Below are 20,420 nucleotides of genomic sequence, written 5' to 3'. Positions count from 1 at the left end.
GGCACACCTTCTGCGCTCTACGGTTTGCGCGCGGGAGGTTCCCGTGAGACAGGAGGCGTCCGTGGTGCGCGCGGGAAAGCTGCGGGCTGCGCTGGCAGCGGGTGCGGCGGCGTGCACGGCCGCCACGTTGGTGTCCGCGTGCGGGTCCGGTGCCGGCGGCACCGTCGTCAACGTCTACACCTCGGCCAATGAGATGGCGACCTTCTCGGCGCTCGCCAGGCGGTGCAATGCCGAGCTCGATGGCCGCTTCAGTATCAAGCAGATCAGTCTGCCCAAGGGCGCCGACGATCAGCGGCTGCAGCTGGCCCGCCGGCTGACCGGCAACGACAAGAGCCTCGACATCATGGGCCTGGACGTGGTGTGGACCGCAGAGTTCGCCGAGGCCGGCTGGGCTGTGCCCCTGGCCGACGATCCGGCCGCAAAAGCGGAGGCCGACGCCGCCGACGACACCTTGCCCGGTCCGCTGAAGACCGCGCAGTGGAAGGGCCGGCTGTTCGCCGCGCCCATCACGACCAACACCCAGATGCTCTGGTACCGCGCCGATCTGATGCCCGAGCCGCCGGCCACCTGGGATGAGATGGTGGCGCAGGCGACCCGGCTGCATGCCGCCGGTGGACCCAGCTGGATTGCCGTTCAGGGCAAGCAGTACGAGGGCCTGGTGGTCTGGTTCAACACCTTGCTGACCAGTGCGGGCGGCAGCGTGCTGTCCGACGACGGCAAGAAAGTCACCTTGACCGACACCCCTGAGCATCGGGCCGCGACCGTCAGGGCGCTGCAGGTCATCAAGTCGGTGGCCACGGCGCCCGGTGCCGACCCGTCGATCACCCAGACCGACGAGGGGACGGCCCGGCTGGCGCTCGAGCAGGGCAAGGCCGCGCTCGAGGTGAATTGGCCGTTCGTGCTGCCGTCCATGCTCGAGAACGCGGTCAAGGGCGGCGTGCCGTTCCTCCGGCTGAACGAGCGCGCGGGTCTCAAGAGTGCCATCAACGACGTCGGCACCTTCGCGCCCGACGATGCGCAATTCAACACCGCCTATGACGAGAGCAAGAAGGTGTTCGGCTTCGCGGACTACCCGTCGGTGCAGCCCGGGGTGCCGGCGAAGGTCACCATCGGTGGGCTGAATCTCGCTGTGGGCAAGGACAGTACGCACAAGGCCGAGGCCTTCGAAGCCATCCGGTGCATGCGCAGCCCGGCAAATCAGGAGTACACATCGGTGGAGGGCGGACTGCCCGCGGTGCGCGCATCGCTGTACGACGAGCCCAAGTTCCAGGCCAAGTACCCGCAGTACGCGGTGATCCGTCGTCAACTCGCCGATGCCGCGGTGCGGCCCGCCACGCCGCAGTATCAGGCTGTCTCGACGCGGATTTCGGCGACGCTGGCACCGATCACCAAGATCGACCCAGAGGCCACCGCAGACAAGCTGACCGCCGAGGTGCAGCAGGCGATCGACGGCAAGGGACTGATCCCGTGAGCGAGGCTCGCCGAGTGAACAGACCGGCCCCGGGCCGCATCGACCACCCCGAGCGCCGTCTCGCGTATGCATTGATCGCCCCGGCCGTGTTGGTGATGCTGGCCGTGGCCGCGTACCCGGTCGGCTACGCGGTGTGGCTGAGCCTGCACCGGGACAACCTCGCGGCGCCGCGGGAGACCCGATTCGTGGGGCTCGACAACTACACGACGATCCTCACCGACCACTACTGGTGGACGGCCTTCGTAGTCACCCTCGGCATCACCGTGGTGTCGGTGGCCATCGAGTTCGTGCTCGGCATGGCGCTGGCGGTGGTGATGCACCGGACCATGTTCGGCAGCTCCGTGGTGCGCACCGCCATCCTTATCCCGTATGGCATCGTGACCGTAGCCGCTTCTTACAGTTGGTATTACGCGTGGACACCGGGCACCGGATACCTCGCGAACCTGCTGCCCACGGGCAGCGCTCCGCTGACCGAGCAGTTGCCGTCGCTGGCCATCGTGGTGCTGGCCGAGGTGTGGAAGACCACCCCGTTCATGTCGCTGCTGCTGTTGGCCGGGCTGGTGCTGGTGCCCCAGGATCTGCTCGACGCCGCCCAGATGGACGGCGCGGGCCGCTGGCAACGGTTCGCCAAAGTGACTTTGCCGCTGATGAAACCGGCCATCCTGGTCGCGCTGCTGTTCCGCACCTTGGATGCGTTCCGTATCTTCGACAACATCTACGTGCTGACTGGCGGCACCAACAACACCGGCTCGGTGTCGATCCTGGGTTACGACAACCTGTTCAAGGCGTTCAACATCGGGCTTGGCTCGGCGATCAGCGTGCTGATCTTCGCCACCGTCGCGATCATCGCGTTCATCTACATCAAGATCTTCGGTGCCGCGGCGCCCGGGGCGGAAGCCGAGGTGCGGTGAGATGAGCGATCAGACACGCGGCGGCCGGTTGGCCGGTTGGGGTGTGGTCAACGTCCTGGTGGTGGTGTATGCGCTGCTGCCGGTGCTGTGGATTTTCTCGCTGTCACTCAAGCCGACGTCAACGGTCAAGGACGGCAATCTGATTCCGCGTCAGGTCACGTTTGACAATTACAAGGGCATCTTCACCGGTGGCGGCTTCGGCTCGGCGCTGGTCAACTCGATCGGCATCGGGCTGATCACCACCGCCGTCGCGGTGACGATCGGTGGCATGGCGGCCTATGCCGTCGCGCGCCTGGACTTCCCGGGCAAGCGGCTGCTGGTCGGTCTGGCGTTGTTGATCTCGATGTTCCCCCAGATCTCGCTTGTGACACCGCTGTTCAACATCGAGCGCACCGTGGGGCTGTTCGACACCTGGCCGGGCCTGATTCTGCCGTACATCACCTTCGCGCTGCCGCTGGCGATCTACACCCTGTCGGCGTTCTTCCGGGAAATCCCGTGGGATTTGGAGAAGGCCGCCAAGATGGACGGCGCCACGCCGGGGCAGGCCTTCCGGAAGGTGATCGCCCCGCTGGCCGCTCCCGGCATCGTCACCGCGGCGATCCTGGTGTTCATCTTCGCCTGGAACGACCTGTTGCTGGCCTTGTCGTTGACCGCCACGCAGCGGGCGATCACGGCGCCGGTGGCCATCGCGAACTTCACGGGCAGTTCGCAATTCGAGGAACCGACGGGTTCCATCGCCGCGGGGGCGATGGTCATCACGGTGCCCATCATCATCTTTGTTCTGATCTTCCAACGACGAATCGTCGCGGGCCTGACGTCCGGTGCGGTGAAGGGGTAATTCATGGCCGAAATCGTTTTGGACCACGTCACCAAGAGCTACACCGGTGGGGCGACGGCCGTGCAGGACCTGTCGCTGACCATCGCCGACGGTGAGTTCCTCATCCTGGTCGGGCCGTCGGGGTGCGGAAAGTCGACGACACTCAACATGATTGCCGGGCTGGAGGACATCAGCTCCGGCGAACTGCGTATCGGCGGCGAACGGGTCAACGAGAAGGAGCCGCGGGACCGGGACATCGCGATGGTGTTCCAGTCCTACGCGCTGTACCCGCACATGACGGTGCGGCAGAACATCGCATTCCCGCTCACCCTCGCGAAGATGCCGAAGGCCGAGATCGCGGCCAAGGTCGAGGAAACCGCGAAAATCCTTGACCTGACCCCACTTCTGGACCGCAAGCCCGCCCAGCTGTCCGGCGGCCAGCGTCAGCGCGTGGCGATGGGCCGCGCCATCGTGCGCAGCCCCAAGGCATTCCTGATGGACGAGCCGTTGTCCAACCTGGACGCGAAGCTGCGGGTGCAGATGCGCACCGAGATCGCCCGGCTGCAGGCCCGGCTGGGTACCACCACCGTCTACGTCACCCACGACCAGACCGAGGCGATGACGTTGGGCGACCGGGTGGTGGTGATGAGTGGCGGTGTCGCGCAACAGGTCGGCACGCCCGACGAGCTGTACAACGAGCCGGCGAACCTGTTCGTCGCGGGCTTCATCGGCTCCCCGTCGATGAACTTCTTCCCGGCCAGCCGGACCGACGTCGGAGTGCAGCTCCCGTTCGGCGAAGTGACCCTCAGCGACGAGGCCCGCGCCGCGCTGGACCGGCACCGGCCGTCGGCCGACCTGATCGCGGGCGTGCGCCCCGAGCAGTTCGACGACGCCTCCGTGATCGACGCCTATGCGCGCATCCAGTCACTGACCTTCGAGGTCGATGCCGAGCTGGTGGAGTCGCTCGGCGCCGACAAGTACGTGCACTTCCGCATCGAAGGTACCGGCGCGCAGGCTGCCCAGCTGGAGCAGCTGGCGCACGACACCGTGGACGCCGGCTCGAGTGAGAACACCTATGTGGCAAGGGTTTCGGCCAAGTCGTCGGCAACCGCGGGCAGCAAGATCGAGCTGGCTCTCGACACGTCCAAACTGACCCTGTTCGACCCGGCCACGGGTCGCAACCTGTCACTACCGCAGTGACCGACGTTCTCGGAGCGGTAAGGACCCATGTGGCGGCGTATTTCGCCGGCCGCGGCAGCGCGGCAGTGCCGGTGGGCGCCAGCGTCACCTTCCTCGGTGCCGACCCCATCGAGGTGCTGCGCTTCGGTCCCACCGATGGCGACGTGTATCACTATGTGTCCCTAGGCTGTTCGCGCCATCCCATGGCGGACCCGACGGACATGCTGGCCGACGGGATCAGTGGTCCACGTGCGGAGGCCGTGCTGTCCCTGCGTGGCCCGACGCCCCAGGGTCTGGCCCGCTCCATCGCGATACTGGCGTCCGCGCCGACCGTCGAAGGTCTGATCCTGGAGCCGGATGCCCTGATCGATCTTCAGGGACCTGTATGGCAGGGCGCGGCGTTCACCGCATTTCTGCTGGGCACCAGCGACATTGGCGACGTCACGCTACCCGAGCCGTACCAGCCGGTGCGGATCCTGACCGCGACGCCGATCACCGCCACCGAGGCCGCCTGGGTGCGACTCAAGGGCGCCGACGCCATGCGCGAAGCCTGGCAGCAGGACGGCGTCGACGTCCTCGATCAACGCCGCCGCGCTGCCGAGCCGAGTTAGGACGTGTTGTTCGGGCAGGAGATATCCGCCCACACGACGTCGCCCTCGGCCGGTTCGTCGGAGGATGGGTTGTTGACCCGGACCACCGTGCAGCGTGGAAGGAGCGTCGGCTTGTTGCCGTTGAGCCAGTTGAGCCTCACGGTGTAGCCCTCGCTCTCGAGGTCTCTGATGACGGCGTCCGCACCGTTGGCGTGGGCGGCCGGCGCGGCGACGCCGGCAAGCGCAGCACTCGCGAAGGCGACTGCCACCGCGAGGGACGTGGTTCCGATTTTCATCTCGAAATCATGCCTGACCTGCGGCATTCCGCGTTGCGTTTTACGAAAGCTGCCGTTCGGCGCCGCGTCGCCGTCAGTTCACGAGCTAGAGCCAATGGTTGCGCCGGAATGTCCGGTACAACCCCGTGCACACCGTCACCATGACCGCCAGGACCGCGAAGTATCCATAATGCCAATGCAATTCAGGCATGTTGTCGAAGTTCATGCCGTAGATGCCCGCGATCATGGTGGGTACAGCGGCGATGGCGACCCACGCCGAGATCTTGCGCATGTCGACGTTCTGCTCCATGCCGACCTTGCCCAGTGCCGCGCTGACCAGGGAGCTGAGCAGGTCGTCGAAGCCTTTGATCCGCTCCGCGGCCTGATTGTTGTGGTCGTTCACGTCGCGGATGTAGCGGCGGACTTCCTTCGAGATCAAGTCGTTGTGGTCCGACAGCAGCCGCTGCAGCGCCATGGTCAGTGGGTTCACCGAGTGGCGCAGCTCGACGACTTCGCGTTTCAGCAGGTAGATGCTCTCCATGTCGGTCTGGGTCCGGGGCGAGAAAACGGTCTGCTCGATGGTGTCGATGTCCTTCTCGACCAGCGCTGTGACCTCGAGGTAACTGTCCACGACGTGGTCGGCGATGGCATGCATCACCGCATATGGCCCGAGTTTGAGGATGCCGGGCGACTCGTCCAGCCGGTGGCGTACGCCGGCCAGGCCGCTGTGCTCGCCGTGCCGGACGGTGACCACGAAGTCCGGCCCGACGAACACCATGATCTCGCCGGTCTCGACGATCTCCCGGGCGTTGGCCACGGACTCGTGCTCGACATAGCTGACCGTCTTGAGCACCAGGAACAGGGTCTCGTCGTAGCGTTCCAGCTTGGGGCGCTGATGCGCGCAGACGGCGTCCTCGACGGCGAGTTCGTGCAGACCGAAGACGTCGGCCACAGCCTGCATCTGATGCTGATCAGGTTCGTGCAGCCCGATCCATACGAACGCCTCCAGTCCGGCCGCGCGCAGTTCGTGCACCTTGGCGACGGCGGCGCCGTGGGTGTACTTGCCGGGCACGCGTTCGCCCATGGAGTAGACGCCACAGTCCACCGTGGCGCGCGCCACGGGGACGTGGATAGAACTGGCGTCGGGGCCGGTAGCGGCCTTTTTCGGGATGGGGCGAAAGTTCGAAGGTTGAAGTGCGCGGAACGAGGGCATGCGGTGAGACCTCCCGTGGGGCGGACTTTGCGGCACTGTACGGCCCTGGCAAATGCTACGCGTAACCGGCGGGTAGCTTTTGTGTGAAGTAGCCTGACGCGGTGTCAGATAAGTCAGGTGCTGTGCGCACGCCCCAGGTGGTCATCGACGATGCGGAAATTTTCGCCGCCCACGAAGGGGGCAAGCTCTCCGTAGCCCTCAACGAGCCACTGGATACCCAGCGCGCATTGTCGATCGCCTACACGCCGGGTGTCGCCCAGGTCAGCCGCGCCATCGCGGCCGATGCGACCCTGGCCAAGAAGTACACCTGGGCCAACCGCCTGGTCGCTGTCGTCAGCGACGGCAGCGCCGTCCTCGGCCTCGGCGACATCGGACCGGCGGCTTCTCTGCCGGTCATGGAGGGCAAGAGCGCCCTGTTCAAGACCTTCGGCGGCCTGGACTCCATTCCGATCGTGCTGGATACCAAGGACCCCGACGAAATCGTCGAGACCCTCATCCGGCTGCGTCCGACGTTCGGCGCCGTCAACCTGGAGGACATCTCCGCTCCGCGATGTTTCGAGATCGAGCGCCGCGTCATCGAGGCGCTGGACTGTCCCGTCATGCACGACGACCAGCACGGCACCGCCATCGTGGTGCTCGCCGCCCTGATGGGCGCCACCAAGGTCCTCGAGCGCGACATGCACAACCTCAAGGTTGTGGTGTCCGGCGCCGGTGCGGCCGGCGTCGCGTGCACCAAGATCATGCTCGAGAGCGGTATCCGCGACATCATCGTCCTCGACAGCAAGGGCATCGTGCACTCGGGCCGCGGCGACCTCAACTCCTTCAAGGCGACGTTGGCCGAGCACACCAACCCGCGTGGCATCACCGGCGGTGTGGCCGAAGCCCTCGACGGGGCTGACGTCTTCCTCGGGGTGTCCGCCGGTGTGGTGCCCGAAGAGTTCATCGCCACCATGGCGCCGGGTGGCATCGTGTTCGCGCTGTCGAACCCGGACCCGGAGATCCACCCGGACACCGCGCGCAAGTACGCGGCGGTCGTGGCCACCGGCCGCAGCGACTTCCCGAACCAGATCAACAACGTGCTGGCCTTCCCGGGCGTGTTCCGCGGAGCGTTGGACGCCGGTGCCCGCCGCATCACCGAAGCGATGAAAGTGGCTGCCGCAGAAGCCATTTTCTCCGTGGTGGGTGATGACTTGTCCGTCGATTACATCGTGCCCAGCGCGCTCGACCCGCGCGTGGGTCCGGCGGTGGCAGCCGCAGTGGCTGCCGCATCGCAAGCCTGAGCATCGTGAACCGCTGGGTCGCGGCGGGCGGTGTGGCGTTGGCCGCACTGCTCACCGCGACGACGGCGGGCTGCGGCAGCGACCAACCTGCGCCGCCGGCCCCCGCGCTGACGGTCGGTGCAGCCCCGACCAACGAGTCGAAGCTGCTGGCCCATCTGTACTCGGCGGCGCTGGGATATTTCGGTATCCCGACTCGTGTGCGCCTGGTCCCGGATCCTGTTGAGGCCCTTGATTCCGCTGATGTCACGGTGGCACCGGGTCTGACCGGTGAACTGCTCGCGAGGTTCGTCCCGCACGCCACGGCGCGGGCCGACGAGCAGGTGTACCGCTCGATGATCTCCGCGCTGCCCGAAGGCGTGGCCGCGGCCGACTACACGGCGTCAGCGCAGGACAAACCGGCCGTCGCGGTTACCGAGGCGACGGCGGCGACGTGGGGTGCCCGCGACGCCGCGGCGCTGCCGAACCATTGTCGTGACCTGTCCGTCGGGGTCGTGGTGCGGGCCGCCCATCCCAAGCGGGTGGGGGACTGCGTCTTGCCGGTGGCACGTGAATTTCCGGATACCGCAAGTCTTTTCGCGGCACTGAAGGCGGGTGCCGTGACACTGGCGTGGACCTCGACGGCGGCGCCGGCGGCACCTGCAGGAGTCACCGTGCTGACGGACCGGACCGCGCTGATCCGCGCCGAGAACGTGGTGCCGTTGTACCGCCGCAATGTCCTGGCTGAGCAACAGGTGTTGGCGCTCAACGGAATTGCCGGCGAACTGGATACCGCGACGCTGACCGACATGATCGGTCAGGTCGACAAGGGTGCCGACCCGGCGGCGGTGGCGGGTGCGTGGTTGGCCCAGCACCCGCTCGACCACTAGCCGAGCTTCGGGAGTACCCGTCCTGCGATGGCCGCGAACAACCCCTGGTAGGCGCCTGATCCGGTGATCCGGACGATCACGTCGATGATCTTGGCGTCGGGTCCGACCAGTACCCGGGCATGGCCCTTGCGCACCGCTTCGAGAATGATCTTGGCGGCCTGTTCCGGGGTGGTCAGGGCCGCCCTGTCGAACAGTTTGTTCAGGCCCGCGGAGTCGATGTCGGCCGCCGCGGTGGAGTTGCGCACGATGTTGGTCTTGATGCCGCCGGGGTGCACGGTGGTGACCTTGACCGGGTGGCCCGCGAGCTTCATCTCCTGGCGCAGCGCCTCGGTGAAGCCGCGCACCGCGAATTTCGCGGCGTTGTAAGCGGATTGGCTGGGGACCGCGAACAGCCCGAAGATGCTCGAGACGTTGACGACGTGACCGTCGCCCGAGGCGATCAGGTGCGGCAGAAAGACCTTGGTGCCGTTGACGACACCCCAGAAGTCGACGTCCATGACCCGTTCGATGTCCTTGAACTGGCTGACCTCGACGTCACCGGTGAAGGCGATGCCCGCGTTGTTGTAGATCTGGTTGACCTTGCCGAAGTGCTTGACCACGTCGTCGGCGTAGGCCGCGAAGGCTTCCCGCTCGGCGACGTTGAGGCGGTCGGCCTTCACCGGGGCACCGATGGCGCTGACCAGTTCTTCGGTCGTGGCCAGACCCTCGGTGTCGATGTCGCTGATCGCCAGGCTCGCGCCCGAGCGGGCCAGCTCGACGGCCAGTGCCTGGCCGATACCTGATCCAGCTCCGGTGATCACGCAGACCTTGCCGGCGAATCCCTCCATGAGTGCTCCTTGAGTGGTCAGTGCGAACGCGACGGCATCACGCGGGACGTGAACCGCGAGAACAGGTCTTGGTAGGCGCCCGAGCCGGTGGCCCGGATGATCAGGTCCAGCAGCTTGGCGTCCGGCCCGACGAGCACACGGGCGTGGCCCTTGCGGACCGCTTCCAGAATGATCGTGGCGGCGCGTTCGGGTGTGGTTTTGGCCAGCTTCGCGTCGAAGGTCTTGGCCAGTTCCTTGGGGTCCAGGCCCTCGGCAGCGGTGGAGTTGCGGGCGATGCCGGTCTTGACGCCGCCGGGGTGCACGGTGGTGACCTTGACCGGGTGGCCCGCGAGCTTCATCTCCTGGCGCAGGGCCTCGGTGAAGCCGCGGACGGCGAACTTGGAAGCGTTGTACGCGGCCTGGCCGGGGACGGCGAACAGGCCGAAGACGCTCGAGACGTTGATGACGTGGCCGTCGCCCGAGGCGATCAGGTGCGGCAGGAAATCCTTGGTGCCGTTGACGACGCCCCAGAAGTTGACGTCCATGACGCGTTCGATGTCTTTGAACTGGCTGATCTCGATGTCGCCGGTGAAAGCGATGCCGGCGTTGTTGTAGATCTGGTTGACCTTGCCGAAGTGCTCGGCCACGGCGTCGGCGTAGAGCGCGAAGGCTTCGCGCTCGGTGACGTTGAGGCGGTCGGCCTTCACGGGAGCGCCGATGGCCTTGATCCGCTCTTCGGTTTCCGCGAGGCCCTCGGTGTTGACGTCGCTGATCGCCAGCTTGGCGCCCGAACGGGCGAGTTCGATGGCGAGCGCCTGACCGATACCCGATCCGGCTCCGGTGACGACGCAGACTTTTCCGGCGAAGCCCTCCATGAACACTCCCTTGTGTTGACGCGTGTTGACCTGGCGTCAGGCTAGTCGATACCCGCGGTTCCGCCCTTGGCAGGCTTGGTTGCGGTGACCAGATAGGTCGATGCGGCGCGTCACAGCGACATCCCAAATCCTGCTATCGGCTATGAGGCCGCGGCCCGGGCCGGTCTCCATACTTCGGCCAAGACCTCCAAGGGCATGCCGAGCGCGTCGCTGAGTCCGATGACGGTGCCGAACGCGGGAGAAGGCAAGCGGCCGGTTTCGATCTTGCGCAACGTCTCGGGGGAAATCCCCGCCGATCGGGCCACGTCTTCGAGAGTGCGGGTGCCCCGTGCGGTACGCAACGCTGCGCCGAGTCGGCGGCCGGCGGCGACTTGCTCGGGGCTCAGCGGGGTGCGGACCATGGGACCACCGTAGCGCCGGTATTCAAATACCGCTATGCTCGGTTCGGTATTTAAATACCATTCCAGAGGATGCAGCATGATCGAACTGAAGACCGCGGCCGAGATTGAAAAGATGCGGATCACCGGCAGCTTCGTGGCAGAAGTACTGAATGAACTCAGTGGTCTGGCTGCCGTCGGGGTCAATCTCCTCGATCTGGAGCACCACGCGCGCGACATGATCAAACGCCGCGGCGCCCAGTCTTGCTACTGGGACTACGCCCCCTCCTTCGGCACGGGCCCATTCCGCAATGTCATCTGTCTGTCGGTCAATGATGCTGTGCTGCACGGTCTTCCGCACGATTATCGGCTGCGTGACGGTGACGTGCTCACCATGGACTTCGCGGTGTCCATCGACGGCTGGGTGGCCGATGCGGCCCGCACCGTGATCGTCGGCACACCCGCCCCCGCCGACGTACGGCTGGTTCGGGCCACCGAGGAGGCGCTGGCGGCCGGCACCCACGCGGCGCGGCCGGGTAATCGGCTCGGCGACATCTCGGCTGCCATCGGTGCCGTGGCCGCTGACTACGGCTACTCGGTGAATGTCGAGTTCGGCGGGCATGGGCTCGGCCGGACCATGCACGAGGACCCGCACGTGCCGAACGTCGGTCGACCCGGCCGGGGCTTGAAGCTGCGGGCCGGGATGACGCTGGCGCTGGAGCCGTGGTGGGCCACGGGCACCAACCGCATCCGCTACGACCGCGACGGTTGGACCATCCGATCGGCTGACGGCTCCCGAACGGCCCACACCGAGGACACCGTGGCGATCACCGAATCGGGTCCGCTGGTACTGACTCGTTGACCTCCCGGCCGGCATCCCCCTGAAACGGCGAAATGGTCGCTGTCATCCGCTGACAGCGACCATTTCGTCAGGCTCGCGAGCTCAGCCGAAGGCCTCGTCGATGATGGCCTGCTGCTCGATGGCGTGCACCTTCGAGCTACCCGACGACGGCGCGCTCATGGCTCGGCGCGAGATGCGCTTGATGCCGGTCAGGCGGTCTGGCAGCAGCTCCGGCAGGCTCAGGCCGAACGTCGGCCAGGCACCCTGGTTGGCCGGCTCTTCCTGCACCCAGAAGTACTGTTGCGCGTTCGGGTACTGCGCCAGCGTCGCCTCGAGCCGGCGCCTGGGCAGCGGGTACAGCTGTTCGACGCGGACAATCGCGATGTCCTCGCGATTGTCCTTGGCCTTGCGGGCCACCAGGTCGTAGTACAGCTTGCCGCTGCACAGCAACACCCGGGTGACCTTCGACCGGTCGCCGATGCCGTCCTCATACGTGGGCTCTTCGAGCACCGAGCGGAACTTGATCTCGGTGAAGTCCTTGACGTCGCTGACCGCCGCCTTGTTGCGCAGCATGGACTTCGGGGTGAAGACAATCAGCGGGCGGTGGATGCCGTCGAGGCCGTGCCTGCGCAGCAGGTGGAAGTAGTTGGCCGGGGTGGACGGCTGCGCCACGGTCATGGAGCCCTCGGCGCACACCTGCAGGAACCGCTCGATGCGGCCCGAGGTGTGGTCCGGGCCCTGGCCCTCGTGACCATGCGGCAGCAGCAGCACGACGTCGGAGAGCTGGCCCCACTTGGCCTCGCCGGAGCTGATGAATTCGTCGATGATCGACTGCGCGCCGTTGACGAAGTCACCGAACTGGGCTTCCCACAGCACCATGGCGTCGGGGTTGCCCACCGAGTACCCGTACTCGAAGCCGACGGCCGCGTACTCGGACAGTGCCGAGTTGTAGACCAGCAGCTTGCCGCCGGTCGGGGTGCCGTCGGTGTTGGTCGCCAGCAGCTGCAGCGGAGTGAACTCCTCGCCGGTCTTGCGATCGATGAGGACCGCGTGCCGCTGCGTGAAGGTGCCGCGCTGGGTGTCCTGACCGGACAGCCGGATCAGCCGGCCTTCGGCGATCATCGAGCCCAGGGCCAGCAGCTCGCCGAACGCCCAGTCGATCTTGCCTTCGTAGGCCATCTCGCGGCGCCTCTCGAGCACCGGCTTGACGCGCGGGTGCACGGTGAAGCCCTCGGGTAGCGCCAGGTGTGCGTCGCCGATGCGGGCCAGCAGCGACTTGTCCACCGCGGTCAGCAGCCGCTGCGGGATGGTCTGGTCGGACTCGACCGATTCGCTCGGCTCGATCTCGTGCTTTTCCAGCTCGCGGACCTCGTTGAAGACGCGCTCCAGCTGACCCTGGTAGTCGCGCAGCGCGTCCTCGGCCTCTTTCATGGAGATGTCACCACGGCCGATGAGGGCTTCGGTGTAGGTCTTGCGGACGCCGCGTTTGGTGTCGATGACGTCGTACATGTACGGCTGGGTCATCGACGGGTCGTCGCCTTCGTTGTGGCCGCGGCGGCGGTAGCACAGCATGTCGATGACGACGTCCTTCTTGAACGCCTCGCGGAAGTCGACGGCCAGGCGGGCCACCCAGCCGCACGCCTCGGGGTCGTCGCCGTTGACGTGGAAGATCGGCGCACCGATCATCTTCGCCACGTCGGTGCAGTACTCGCTGGAGCGCGAATCGGTTGGCGCCGTGGTGAATCCGATCTGGTTGTTCACCACGATGTGGATGGTGCCGCCGGTGCTGTAGCCCTTCAGGAGCGCCAGGTTGAGCGTCTCGGCGACCACGCCCTGGCCGGCAAACGCGGCATCGCCGTGCAGCATCATGGGCATGATCGAGAAGCGGCCATGGCCGTCGCTGTCCTCATGCTCGCCGGCCAGCAGGTCCTGCTTGGCCCGGACCAGGCCCTCGAGCACCGGGTCGACGGCTTCCAGATGGCTGGGGTTGGCCACCAGCGATACGTCGATCTCGTTGTCGCCGAACATCTGCAGGTAGTGGCCCGTGGCGCCGAGGTGGTACTTGACGTCGCCGGAGCCGTGCGCCAGAGCGGGGTTCAGGTTGCCCTCGAACTCGCTGAAGATCTTCGAGTACGGCTTGCCCACGATGTTGGCCAGCACGTTGAGGCGGCCGCGGTGCGGCATCCCGATGACCACCTCGTCGAGGTTGTGTTCGGCGGCCTGGTCGATGGCGGCGTCCATCATCGGGATGACGGCTTCTGCGCCTTCGAGCGAGAAGCGCTTCTGCCCAACGTATTTGGTGTGCAGGAAGGTTTCGAAGGCCTCGGCGGCGTTGAGCTTGGACAGGATGTACTTCTGCTCGCCGACCGTCGGCTTGTCGTGTTTGACCTCGACGCGCTCCTGCAGCCACTTCTGCTGCTCGGGTTCGAGGATGTGGGTGTACTCGACACCGACATGGCGGCAGTAGGCATCACGGAGCACCGACAGCACGTCGCGCAGCTTCATGAACTGCTTGCCGGCGAAACCGTCGACCTTGAACTCGCGGTCCAGGTCCCACAGCGTGAGGCCGTGGGTGTTGACGTCGAGGTCGGGGTGGCTGCGGAAGCGGGTCTTGTCCAGGCGCAGCGGGTCGATGTCGGCCATCAGGTGGCCGCGGTTGCGGTAGGCCGCGATCAGCTCGATGATGCGCGCGTTCTTGTGGGAGATCGAGTCCGGGTTGTCGATCCGCCAGCGCACCGGCTCGTAGGGGATGCCCAGCTCACGGAAGATCTCGTCGAAGAAGGCGTCGTCCAGCAGCAGCCGGTGGACTGTGCGCAGGAAGTCACCGGACTCGGCGCCCTGGATGATGCGGTGGTCGTAGGTCGACGTCAGCGTGATGAGCTTGCCGATGCCCAGCTCGGCGATGCGCTCTTCGCTGGCGCCCTGGAACTCCGCCGGGTACTCCATGGCGCCTGCGCCGATGATGGCGCCCTGGCCGCGCATGAGGCGCGGCACCGAGTGCACGGTGCCGATGGTGCCCGGATTGGTGAGCGAGATGGTGACGCCGCTGAAGTCCTCGGCCGTCAGCTTGCCGTCGCGCGCACGCCGCACGATGTCCTCGTAGGCGGCGATGAACTGGCCGAATTGCATTGTGTCGCAACGCTTGATGGCTGCGACGACGAGCTGGCGCGAGCCGTCCTTGTTCTGCAGGTCGATGGCCAGGCCGAGGTTGGTGTGAGCTGGGGTGACCGCCGTCGGCTTCCCGTCCACCTCGGCGAAGTACCGGTTCATGTTCGGGAACTGCTTGACCGCCTGGACGATGGCGTAGCCGAGCAGGTGGGTGAAGCTGATCTTGCCGCCGCGGGTGCGCTTGAGGTGGTTGTTGATGACGATGCGGTTGTCGATCATCAGCTTCGCGGGGATGGCGCGCACGCTTGTGGCGGTCGGCACATCGAGCGATGCGTTCATGTTCTTGACGACAGCGGCCGCAGCGCCGCGTAGCACCTGCGTCTCGGAGTCTTCGGCGGGCGCCGGTCCCGGCGCGGCGGCCTTGGCCGGCGCGGCCTTCGCGGGCGCAGCGGGGGCCGGAGCAGCAGCGGGCGCGGCGGGGGCCGGAGCGGGCGCGGCGGGGGCCGGAGCGGCGGGGGCCGCCACCGGAGCCGGAGCTGCTACGGCGGCGGAATCCGTTGCGCCCGTGATGGGTTCGGGGTTGTAGTCGAGCAGGAAGTCGTGCCAACTCGGGTCCACCGAGGACGGGTCCTCACGGAATTTGCGATACATCTCTTCGACCAGCCACTCGTTCTGACCGAATGGTGAAGGTGATGTGCTCACGGCCGCTATTCGCCTCGTTTCGTTCTGCGCGACGGGTGCCGGACCCAAGCCCGGCGTACCCGCCATGTGTTGTGTTGGCGGTCGCCCGCCCCCGTGCCGCCTAAGGCTAACCCGTCGGCCGATTCCACGGACGGCGGAAGCCCGCCAATTGGTGCATCAATCTGCGGACAGTTTGCTAACCCCGCGCCTCGGGCAGCACATGTAGCGTCTGGCGCCACCTTGCCGGGGGAGGCCCGAAGGCCGTATGGGTGTTCTCGATGATCTTCTTGCTCATCAACCGGTTGCCGACACCGCCGATGATCGCGCCGACGCCGACGGGCAGCAGCTTGCCGAAGGCGATGGCGCCGCGCTTGAGCGTGTACTTCTTCACGAAGAACTTGAGCAGCCGCGCATTCAGTTGCGAGACGGCCGGTAACGGCACCGTCGCGGCACCGTCGGCCAGCCACGCGCCACTGGTGCGGCCGGTGCCGAGCAGATCCCCGATGGCATGCTTGCCCGCATCGCCGACGAGTACCGCCAGGACCAGCGCGCGACGACGCTCGCGCTGAGCGACCGGGATGCCGTGCACCTCGGCTACCGCGAGGGCGAACACTGCGGTCGCTTCGAGGAACACCACGGTCTCGGCGGCCACCGCCGACATCGCGACGATGGTGCCGATGCCGGGGAAGACCGCGGCCGATCCGACTGCGGCGCCGCTGGCCATGGTCGCGGCCAGGTAGTGCCTCTCGAGCTTGGCGATGATCTCGGCGGGGGTGGCACCGGGGTTGTGCTCGCGCAACCGGTTGACGTACGCGGCCACTGCCGGCGCCTGCACCCGGGCACCGCCCTCGATGATGTGCGAGAGCGCCTTGGCGGCAGCGCCAGGGTCCTCGGCGTGGGCGTCGTGCTTCACAGGCAACTGCCCCTTCATGCTGGAGCGAGCACTCATCGGCCGGCCTCTCCATCTCCGTACTCAGGAATTCAGGCTAACTCGTGGTCAACGATCGGCGGGCCATCTGAGTGCCCACAGCGGCTGAGCTGGTAACGCGGATCACTCCGGCCGCGCCATCCGGGCCAGTAGCGACCGCCCCGTTTGCCGGGAAGAAAAAACCGGTATGCATTGCTAACCATATTCATGGCAGCATCGCCCCTTGTGGATCTGACAGCGGTAGGCGACGCCACCGATAGCGGCGCGCCTGCCGAGGCGTCGCAGGTACGCCGAACGCCGAGCCGGACCCGGATGATCGTGGTACTCGGACTGCTGGTCGCGCTCGGCCCCCTGACCATCGACATGTACCTTCCCGCGCTGCCCCGGATCGCGTCTGAGCTGGGGTTGTCGTCATCGGTCGCGCAACTGACACTGACCGGGACACTCGGCGGACTGGCGCTCGGCCAGCTCATCGTCGGCCCGCTCTCGGATGCGCTGGGTCGCCGGCGGCCCCTGATCGCCGGCATCCTGCTGCACATGGCGGCCTCGGTGCTGTGCCTGTTCGCGCCGAACATCGAAATGCTCGGCATCGCCCGCACATTGCAGGGCGTCGGGGCTGCTGCTGCCTCGGTCGTGGCCATTGCGGTGGTGAGTGACCTGTTCGAAGAGTCGGTCGCGGCTGTCGTGATGTCCCGGTTGATCCTGGTCCTGGGCGTGGCACCGGTGTTGGCGCCCTCGCTGGGGGCCGCAGTGCTGTTGCGCGGGTCGTGGCACTGGGTGTTCGCCGCGCTCGCGGTATTGGGCGGCGCGATCCTGGCGGTGGCGGTGCTGGCACTGCCCGAGACCCTCGCGGTCGCTGACCGACGTCCGCTACAACTACGGGCCATCTTGCGCACGTACGTCGAGGTGCTCAGCGACATCCGGTTCGTGGCTCTGGTGCTCGTCGGTGCTCTCGGCATGTCCGGCCTGTTCGCGTACATCGCGGGTGCCGCCTTCGTGCTGCAGGGCCACTATGGCCTGGATCAGCAGACCTTCGCCCTGGTGTTCGCGGCCGGTGCGATCGCGCTCATCGGTGCCACCCAGTTCAACGTGGTGCTGCTGCGCCGGTTCGCCCCGCAGAAGATCGCGGTTGTGGCGCTGGTCGCCGCCTCGGCGTTCGGCCTCGGGTTCGTCGCGCTGGCGGCCCTGCATGTCGGCGGATTGGCGGGCTTCCTGATCCCGGTCTGGGCGATGCTCGCCGCGATGGGCCTGGTGATCCCGAACACACCCGCCGTCGCACTGGCCCGGCATCCCGATGCCGCCGGCACCGCGGCCGCCGCTCTGGGCGCCGCCCAGTTCGGGCTCGGCGCGGCGGTGGCACCACTCGTCGGCGCGCTCGGCAACGGTGAGTTGGCGCTCGCGGGCGTGATGACGACGGGCGTGGTGGTCGCGCTGCTGGCGCTGCTGGCTGTCGGTGACACGGGTGAGTCGGGACACGAACGCCACCGCGCGTAGCCCATCGAGACTCATGGCGGCGAGGACGAGCTGCTACTTGTTCGGTTCCGCGACTGTCCGTAGCGTCGAAGTCGAGACTCGGCACATCCGCCGGTCGCTAGACTCGATACCCATTGCATGCACACGTTGATTTCCGCCGGAGTCCGACGGTGAATGCTGCGCAAGTGAGTCGACCCTGGCACGCCCTGTGGGCCATGATGTTCGGCTTCTTCATGATCCTGGTCGACTCCACGATCGTTGCTGTCGCCAACGTGGTCATCATGCAGAAGCTCGGCACCGACTACGACGGCGTGATCTGGGTGACCAGCGCATACCTGCTGGCCTACGCGGTACCGCTGCTGGTCGCGGGCCGGCTCGGTGACCGCTTCGGCCCGCGGAACCTGTACCTGGCCGGCCTTGCCGTGTTCACGCTGGCGTCGTTGTGGTGCGGCTTGTCCGGCAGCATCGGGATGCTCATCGCCGCCCGCGTGGTGCAGGGCCTCGGCGCCGCACTGCTGACTCCCCAGACCTTGTCCACGATCACCCGAATCTTCCCGCCCGATCGCCGCGGTGCAGCCATGAGCGTGTGGGGCGCCACTGCGGGCGTGGCGACACTGGTCGGCCCGTTGGCCGGCGGCGTGCTGGTGGACCACCTCGGCTGGCAGTGGATCTTCTTCGTCAACGTCCCTATCGGCATCGTCGGCCTGGCCCTGGCCTGGGTCCTGGTCCCCGAGTTGCCCACCGAACGGCACCGGTTCGACATGCTCGGCGTGGTGTTGTCAGGCGTCGGCATGTTCGGCATCGTCTTCGGCCTGCAGGAGGGGCAGACGCACGACTGGGCGTGGTGGATCTGGCTGGTGATCCTCGCCGGCGTGGGCTTCATGGCCGCGTTCGTGTACTGGCAGTCGGTCAACCCCGACGAGCCGCTGATCCCGTTGACGGTGTTCCACGACAACGACTTCTGCCTGTCCAACGTGGCCGTGGCCACCATCGGCTTCTGTGTCACCGCGATGATCCTGCCGGTGATGTTCCACGCCCAGGCCGTCCTCGGTCTGAGCGCGACGGAGTCAGCTCTGCTCACTGCGCCCATGGCGATCGTGTCCGGGTTGCTGGCGCCGCTCGTGGGTCGGCTGATCGATCGGTATCCGCCGCAGCCCATCGTCGGGTCCGGGTTCTCGGCGCTGGCGATCGGGCTGACCTGGCTGTCGTTCGGACTGACTCCGACCACGCCGCTGTGGCAGCTGGTGCTGCCCTTCTTCGCCATGGGTATCGGCATGGCGTTCATCTGGTCGCCGCTGGCGGCGACCGCCACCCGCAACCTGCCGCCGCGGCTGGCCGGCGCCGGGTCCGGCGTCTACAACGCGACACGGCAGGTCGGTTCGGTGCTGGGCAGTGCCGGCATGGCCGCCTACATGACATCCCGGATCAGCGCCGAGATGCCGACGGGCGGGCGGCCGCCTGCCGGTGAGGGGGCAACCGTGACGCTGCCGCCGTTCCTGCGCGAGCCGTTCGCCACCGCGATGTCGCAGTCGTTGCTACTGCCGGCGTTCGTCGCGCTGTTCGGTGTCGTCGCCGCGCTGTTCCTGCGAGGCCAAGCGACGGCGATGCCGCTGGTTAAATCCCGGGGTTCGGTTCCGGAGTCGCCCGAGCCCAACTACTTTCCCGATGACGACGACTACGTCGAGTACACCGTCGACCGCGACAATCTGGACGCTTACGAGTCGTGGGACACCTGGTACGCCGAACCGGACGAGCCCCACGAGCACTACGAGGCCGAAGAGCCGCTCACCTCACCTATCCCGATGCACGTCGACCACTGGCCCAGCCCGCATCGCCCGGAATTCGTGGCGGCCGATGCGCCTGTGCCACCACGCCGAGGCCGGCACTACCGCGATGACGAGGCCGACGATCCGGGCGTTTACGGCCTGCATTCGATGTAGCGCCGTACGTGGTGGCACGCACCGCCGCCCGCTCGGGTTCCGCTCGGGCATGGCTCGGGCATGGCTCGCGAGCGTAACCGCAGGGCGATTTTCGGCCACGATTTGCGCCCTGAGGTTACGGTCGCGGTCGCGGAGGGCATAGCGCGATCGACAGCGCTGCTAGTAGATCCGGCTGCCCTGCGCGGACAGCACGAAACCGTGCGTCGCCCGGTCCTGACCCCACGCTTCGCCGGGATTCTGGATCTCGCAGGTGAGTGCGCCGTCACCGGCTGTCGCGCACACTTCGTCGTTCTCGTCGACGGAGCCCTTGGCACCGGGGACCACGATTTTCTGCCCGGGCGCCAACTGCCGGTAGCCGGCCGGGTCGACGGGCAGGCCACCGTCCTGCGTTTCCCTCTGCCTGACATCCGCCTGGCCGTAAGTCGCCACGCTGCCTGCGGCGACCTCGACCTGGGTCACGTCCGCCGGCACGCCGGGCAGCTTCCCCCAGCAGGTGATGCTGGAGTAGTACTGCCACGAGTTCGGCCCGTCGTACAGCTCGCAGTGCACGCCGTCGGCCGTCGTGAACCGGTACGAGGACCAGCCGTAGTGCTTGGGCCCGGCGTAGTCGCACAGGTTCACCGCGGTGTAACCGTCGAATCCGGTGATCACCGCGGGTGCACGGCTCGGAGCGGTGGTGTCGCAGGCCGGCGTTGCGTGGCTGTCGGGCGCCGCGAGTCCGGCGAGCGTGAGCAGTGGCAGCGTGACAACAGCCAGGGCGTATCGGCGCACCGTGTTGACGCTACCGCT

Annotated in this window: 18 protein-coding genes; 10 read left to right on the top strand and 8 right to left on the bottom strand. The window is 66.9% G+C overall.

From position 1 onward, the window contains the following. The first annotated feature begins 61 nt into the window (after positions 1 to 61). Genes AC3WTE_RS21570 through AC3WTE_RS21550 form a run of 5 tightly spaced genes read left to right on the top strand, consistent with a single transcriptional unit; the run spans position 62 to position 4,989 of the window. A complete protein-coding gene (locus AC3WTE_RS21570) occupies positions 62 to 1,471 on the top strand; it encodes an extracellular solute-binding protein (protein WP_492440771.1) in 1,410 nt (469 codons plus the stop codon). Further along, positions 1,468 to 2,382, top strand: coding sequence for a carbohydrate ABC transporter permease (locus AC3WTE_RS21565; RefSeq protein WP_492440769.1), 915 nt, complete (start codon positions 1,468 to 1,470; stop codon positions 2,380 to 2,382). The genes AC3WTE_RS21570 and AC3WTE_RS21565 overlap by 4 nt, the downstream gene beginning before the upstream one ends. Before the next feature lies 1 nt (position 2,383). Beyond that, positions 2,384 to 3,220: a carbohydrate ABC transporter permease gene (locus tag AC3WTE_RS21560; protein ID WP_492440767.1), complete on the top strand. Its 837-nt coding sequence runs from the start codon at positions 2,384 to 2,386 to the stop codon at positions 3,218 to 3,220. Positions 3,221 to 3,223: 3 nt separating this feature from the next. After that, positions 3,224 to 4,399 carry an ABC transporter ATP-binding protein gene (locus AC3WTE_RS21555; RefSeq protein ID WP_492440765.1) on the top strand — a complete coding sequence of 392 codons (1,176 nt, stop codon included), beginning with the start codon at positions 3,224 to 3,226 and terminating at the stop codon, positions 4,397 to 4,399. Beyond that, a complete protein-coding gene (locus tag AC3WTE_RS21550) occupies positions 4,396 to 4,989 on the top strand; it encodes a suppressor of fused domain protein (RefSeq protein WP_492440763.1) in 594 nt (197 codons plus the stop codon). Before AC3WTE_RS21555 ends, AC3WTE_RS21550 begins: the two co-directional genes overlap by 4 nt. Here AC3WTE_RS21550 and AC3WTE_RS21545 read toward each other — a convergent pair. Then, the gene (locus AC3WTE_RS21545) at positions 4,986 to 5,264 is read right to left on the bottom strand and encodes a hypothetical protein (RefSeq protein WP_492440762.1); all 279 of its coding nucleotides are present in this window, start codon (positions 5,262 to 5,264) and stop codon (positions 4,986 to 4,988) included. The genes AC3WTE_RS21550 and AC3WTE_RS21545 overlap by 4 nt on opposite strands. Before the next feature lie 85 nt (positions 5,265 to 5,349). Then, positions 5,350 to 6,456: a magnesium/cobalt transporter CorA gene (gene corA, locus AC3WTE_RS21540; protein WP_492440760.1), complete on the bottom strand. Its 1,107-nt coding sequence runs from the start codon at positions 6,454 to 6,456 to the stop codon at positions 5,350 to 5,352. 137 nt (positions 6,457 to 6,593) lie between these two features. Between corA and AC3WTE_RS21535 the strand changes: the two genes are divergently transcribed. Continuing rightward, entirely contained in the window at positions 6,594 to 7,736 is a 1,143-nt protein-coding gene (locus tag AC3WTE_RS21535) for an NAD(P)-dependent malic enzyme (protein ID WP_492440955.1), read from the top strand. A gap of 5 nt (positions 7,737 to 7,741) precedes the next feature. After that, the gene (locus AC3WTE_RS21530; protein WP_492440758.1) at positions 7,742 to 8,602 is read left to right on the top strand and encodes a glycine betaine ABC transporter substrate-binding protein; all 861 of its coding nucleotides are present in this window, start codon (positions 7,742 to 7,744) and stop codon (positions 8,600 to 8,602) included. Here AC3WTE_RS21530 and AC3WTE_RS21525 read toward each other — a convergent pair. The 3 genes from AC3WTE_RS21525 to AC3WTE_RS21515 all read right to left on the bottom strand — a co-directional run bounded on the left by AC3WTE_RS21525 (position 8,599) and on the right by AC3WTE_RS21515 (position 10,684). Further along, positions 8,599 to 9,429 carry an SDR family NAD(P)-dependent oxidoreductase gene (locus AC3WTE_RS21525; RefSeq protein WP_492440756.1) on the bottom strand — a complete coding sequence of 277 codons (831 nt, stop codon included), beginning with the start codon at positions 9,427 to 9,429 and terminating at the stop codon, positions 8,599 to 8,601. The two genes, AC3WTE_RS21530 and AC3WTE_RS21525, sit on opposite strands and share 4 nt — an antisense overlap. Before the next feature lie 17 nt (positions 9,430 to 9,446). Beyond that, the gene (locus AC3WTE_RS21520) at positions 9,447 to 10,283 is read right to left on the bottom strand and encodes an SDR family NAD(P)-dependent oxidoreductase (RefSeq protein WP_492440755.1); all 837 of its coding nucleotides are present in this window, start codon (positions 10,281 to 10,283) and stop codon (positions 9,447 to 9,449) included. A 140-nt stretch (positions 10,284 to 10,423) separates the two neighbouring features. Next, a complete protein-coding gene (locus AC3WTE_RS21515; RefSeq protein ID WP_492440754.1) occupies positions 10,424 to 10,684 on the bottom strand; it encodes a helix-turn-helix domain-containing protein in 261 nt (86 codons plus the stop codon). Between the two features lie 76 nt (positions 10,685 to 10,760). On the opposite strand from AC3WTE_RS21515, the gene map reads away from it, so the two are divergent. Then, complete coding sequence (gene map, locus AC3WTE_RS21510) at positions 10,761 to 11,522, top strand: type I methionyl aminopeptidase (RefSeq protein WP_492440752.1); 762 nt, start codon at positions 10,761 to 10,763, stop codon at positions 11,520 to 11,522. 81 nt (positions 11,523 to 11,603) lie between these two features. Here the strand turns inward: map and AC3WTE_RS21505 are convergent, their stop codons facing one another. Next, positions 11,604 to 15,311 (bottom strand): multifunctional oxoglutarate decarboxylase/oxoglutarate dehydrogenase thiamine pyrophosphate-binding subunit/dihydrolipoyllysine-residue succinyltransferase subunit, encoded by a 3,708-nt coding sequence (locus AC3WTE_RS21505; RefSeq protein ID WP_492440750.1) that lies wholly within the window; start codon positions 15,309 to 15,311, stop codon positions 11,604 to 11,606. A gap of 175 nt (positions 15,312 to 15,486) precedes the next feature. Next, complete coding sequence (locus AC3WTE_RS21500; RefSeq protein WP_492440748.1) at positions 15,487 to 16,239, bottom strand: hypothetical protein; 753 nt, start codon at positions 16,237 to 16,239, stop codon at positions 15,487 to 15,489. A 186-nt stretch (positions 16,240 to 16,425) separates the two neighbouring features. Between AC3WTE_RS21500 and AC3WTE_RS21495 the strand changes: the two genes are divergently transcribed. Together AC3WTE_RS21495 and AC3WTE_RS21490 are read left to right on the top strand one after the other, a co-directional pair. Beyond that, entirely contained in the window at positions 16,426 to 17,712 is a 1,287-nt protein-coding gene (locus tag AC3WTE_RS21495; RefSeq protein ID WP_492440746.1) for a Bcr/CflA family efflux MFS transporter, read from the top strand. Positions 17,713 to 17,906: 194 nt separating this feature from the next. After that, complete coding sequence (locus AC3WTE_RS21490) at positions 17,907 to 19,631, top strand: DHA2 family efflux MFS transporter permease subunit (RefSeq protein ID WP_492440953.1); 1,725 nt, start codon at positions 17,907 to 17,909, stop codon at positions 19,629 to 19,631. Positions 19,632 to 19,790: 159 nt separating this feature from the next. Here the strand turns inward: AC3WTE_RS21490 and AC3WTE_RS21485 are convergent, their stop codons facing one another. Then, entirely contained in the window at positions 19,791 to 20,402 is a 612-nt protein-coding gene (locus AC3WTE_RS21485; RefSeq protein ID WP_492440744.1) for a hypothetical protein, read from the bottom strand. Positions 20,403 to 20,420: the final 18 nt, after the last annotated feature.

It is taken from the genome of Mycobacterium sp. FW102-FHT13B02 (genome assembly GCF_058790275.1).
Note: the sequence above shows the minus strand (reverse complement) of the source record. Positions and strands in the feature narration are given on the sequence as shown.

What these genes read in the sequence shown, in the direction of transcription:
- corA (WP_492440760.1), bottom strand. Translation starts at nt 6,456, where the DNA reads ATGCCCTCGTTCCGCGCACTTCAACCTTCGAACTTTCGCCCCATCCCG.
- AC3WTE_RS21515 (WP_492440754.1), bottom strand. Translation starts at nt 10,684, where the DNA reads ATGGTCCGCACCCCGCTGAGCCCCGAGCAAGTCGCCGCCGGCCGCCGA.
- AC3WTE_RS21555 (WP_492440765.1), top strand. Translation starts at nt 3,224, where the DNA reads ATGGCCGAAATCGTTTTGGACCACGTCACCAAGAGCTACACCGGTGGG.
- AC3WTE_RS21500 (WP_492440748.1), bottom strand. Translation starts at nt 16,239, where the DNA reads ATGAGTGCTCGCTCCAGCATGAAGGGGCAGTTGCCTGTGAAGCACGAC.
- AC3WTE_RS21525 (WP_492440756.1), bottom strand. Translation starts at nt 9,429, where the DNA reads ATGGAGGGATTCGCCGGCAAGGTCTGCGTGATCACCGGAGCTGGATCA.
- AC3WTE_RS21560 (WP_492440767.1), top strand. Translation starts at nt 2,384, where the DNA reads ATGAGCGATCAGACACGCGGCGGCCGGTTGGCCGGTTGGGGTGTGGTC.
- AC3WTE_RS21490 (WP_492440953.1), top strand. Translation starts at nt 17,907, where the DNA reads ATGATGTTCGGCTTCTTCATGATCCTGGTCGACTCCACGATCGTTGCT.
- AC3WTE_RS21520 (WP_492440755.1), bottom strand. Translation starts at nt 10,283, where the DNA reads ATGGAGGGCTTCGCCGGAAAAGTCTGCGTCGTCACCGGAGCCGGATCG.
- AC3WTE_RS21495 (WP_492440746.1), top strand. Translation starts at nt 16,426, where the DNA reads ATGGCAGCATCGCCCCTTGTGGATCTGACAGCGGTAGGCGACGCCACC.
- map (WP_492440752.1), top strand. Translation starts at nt 10,761, where the DNA reads ATGATCGAACTGAAGACCGCGGCCGAGATTGAAAAGATGCGGATCACC.
- AC3WTE_RS21545 (WP_492440762.1), bottom strand. Translation starts at nt 5,264, where the DNA reads ATGAAAATCGGAACCACGTCCCTCGCGGTGGCAGTCGCCTTCGCGAGT.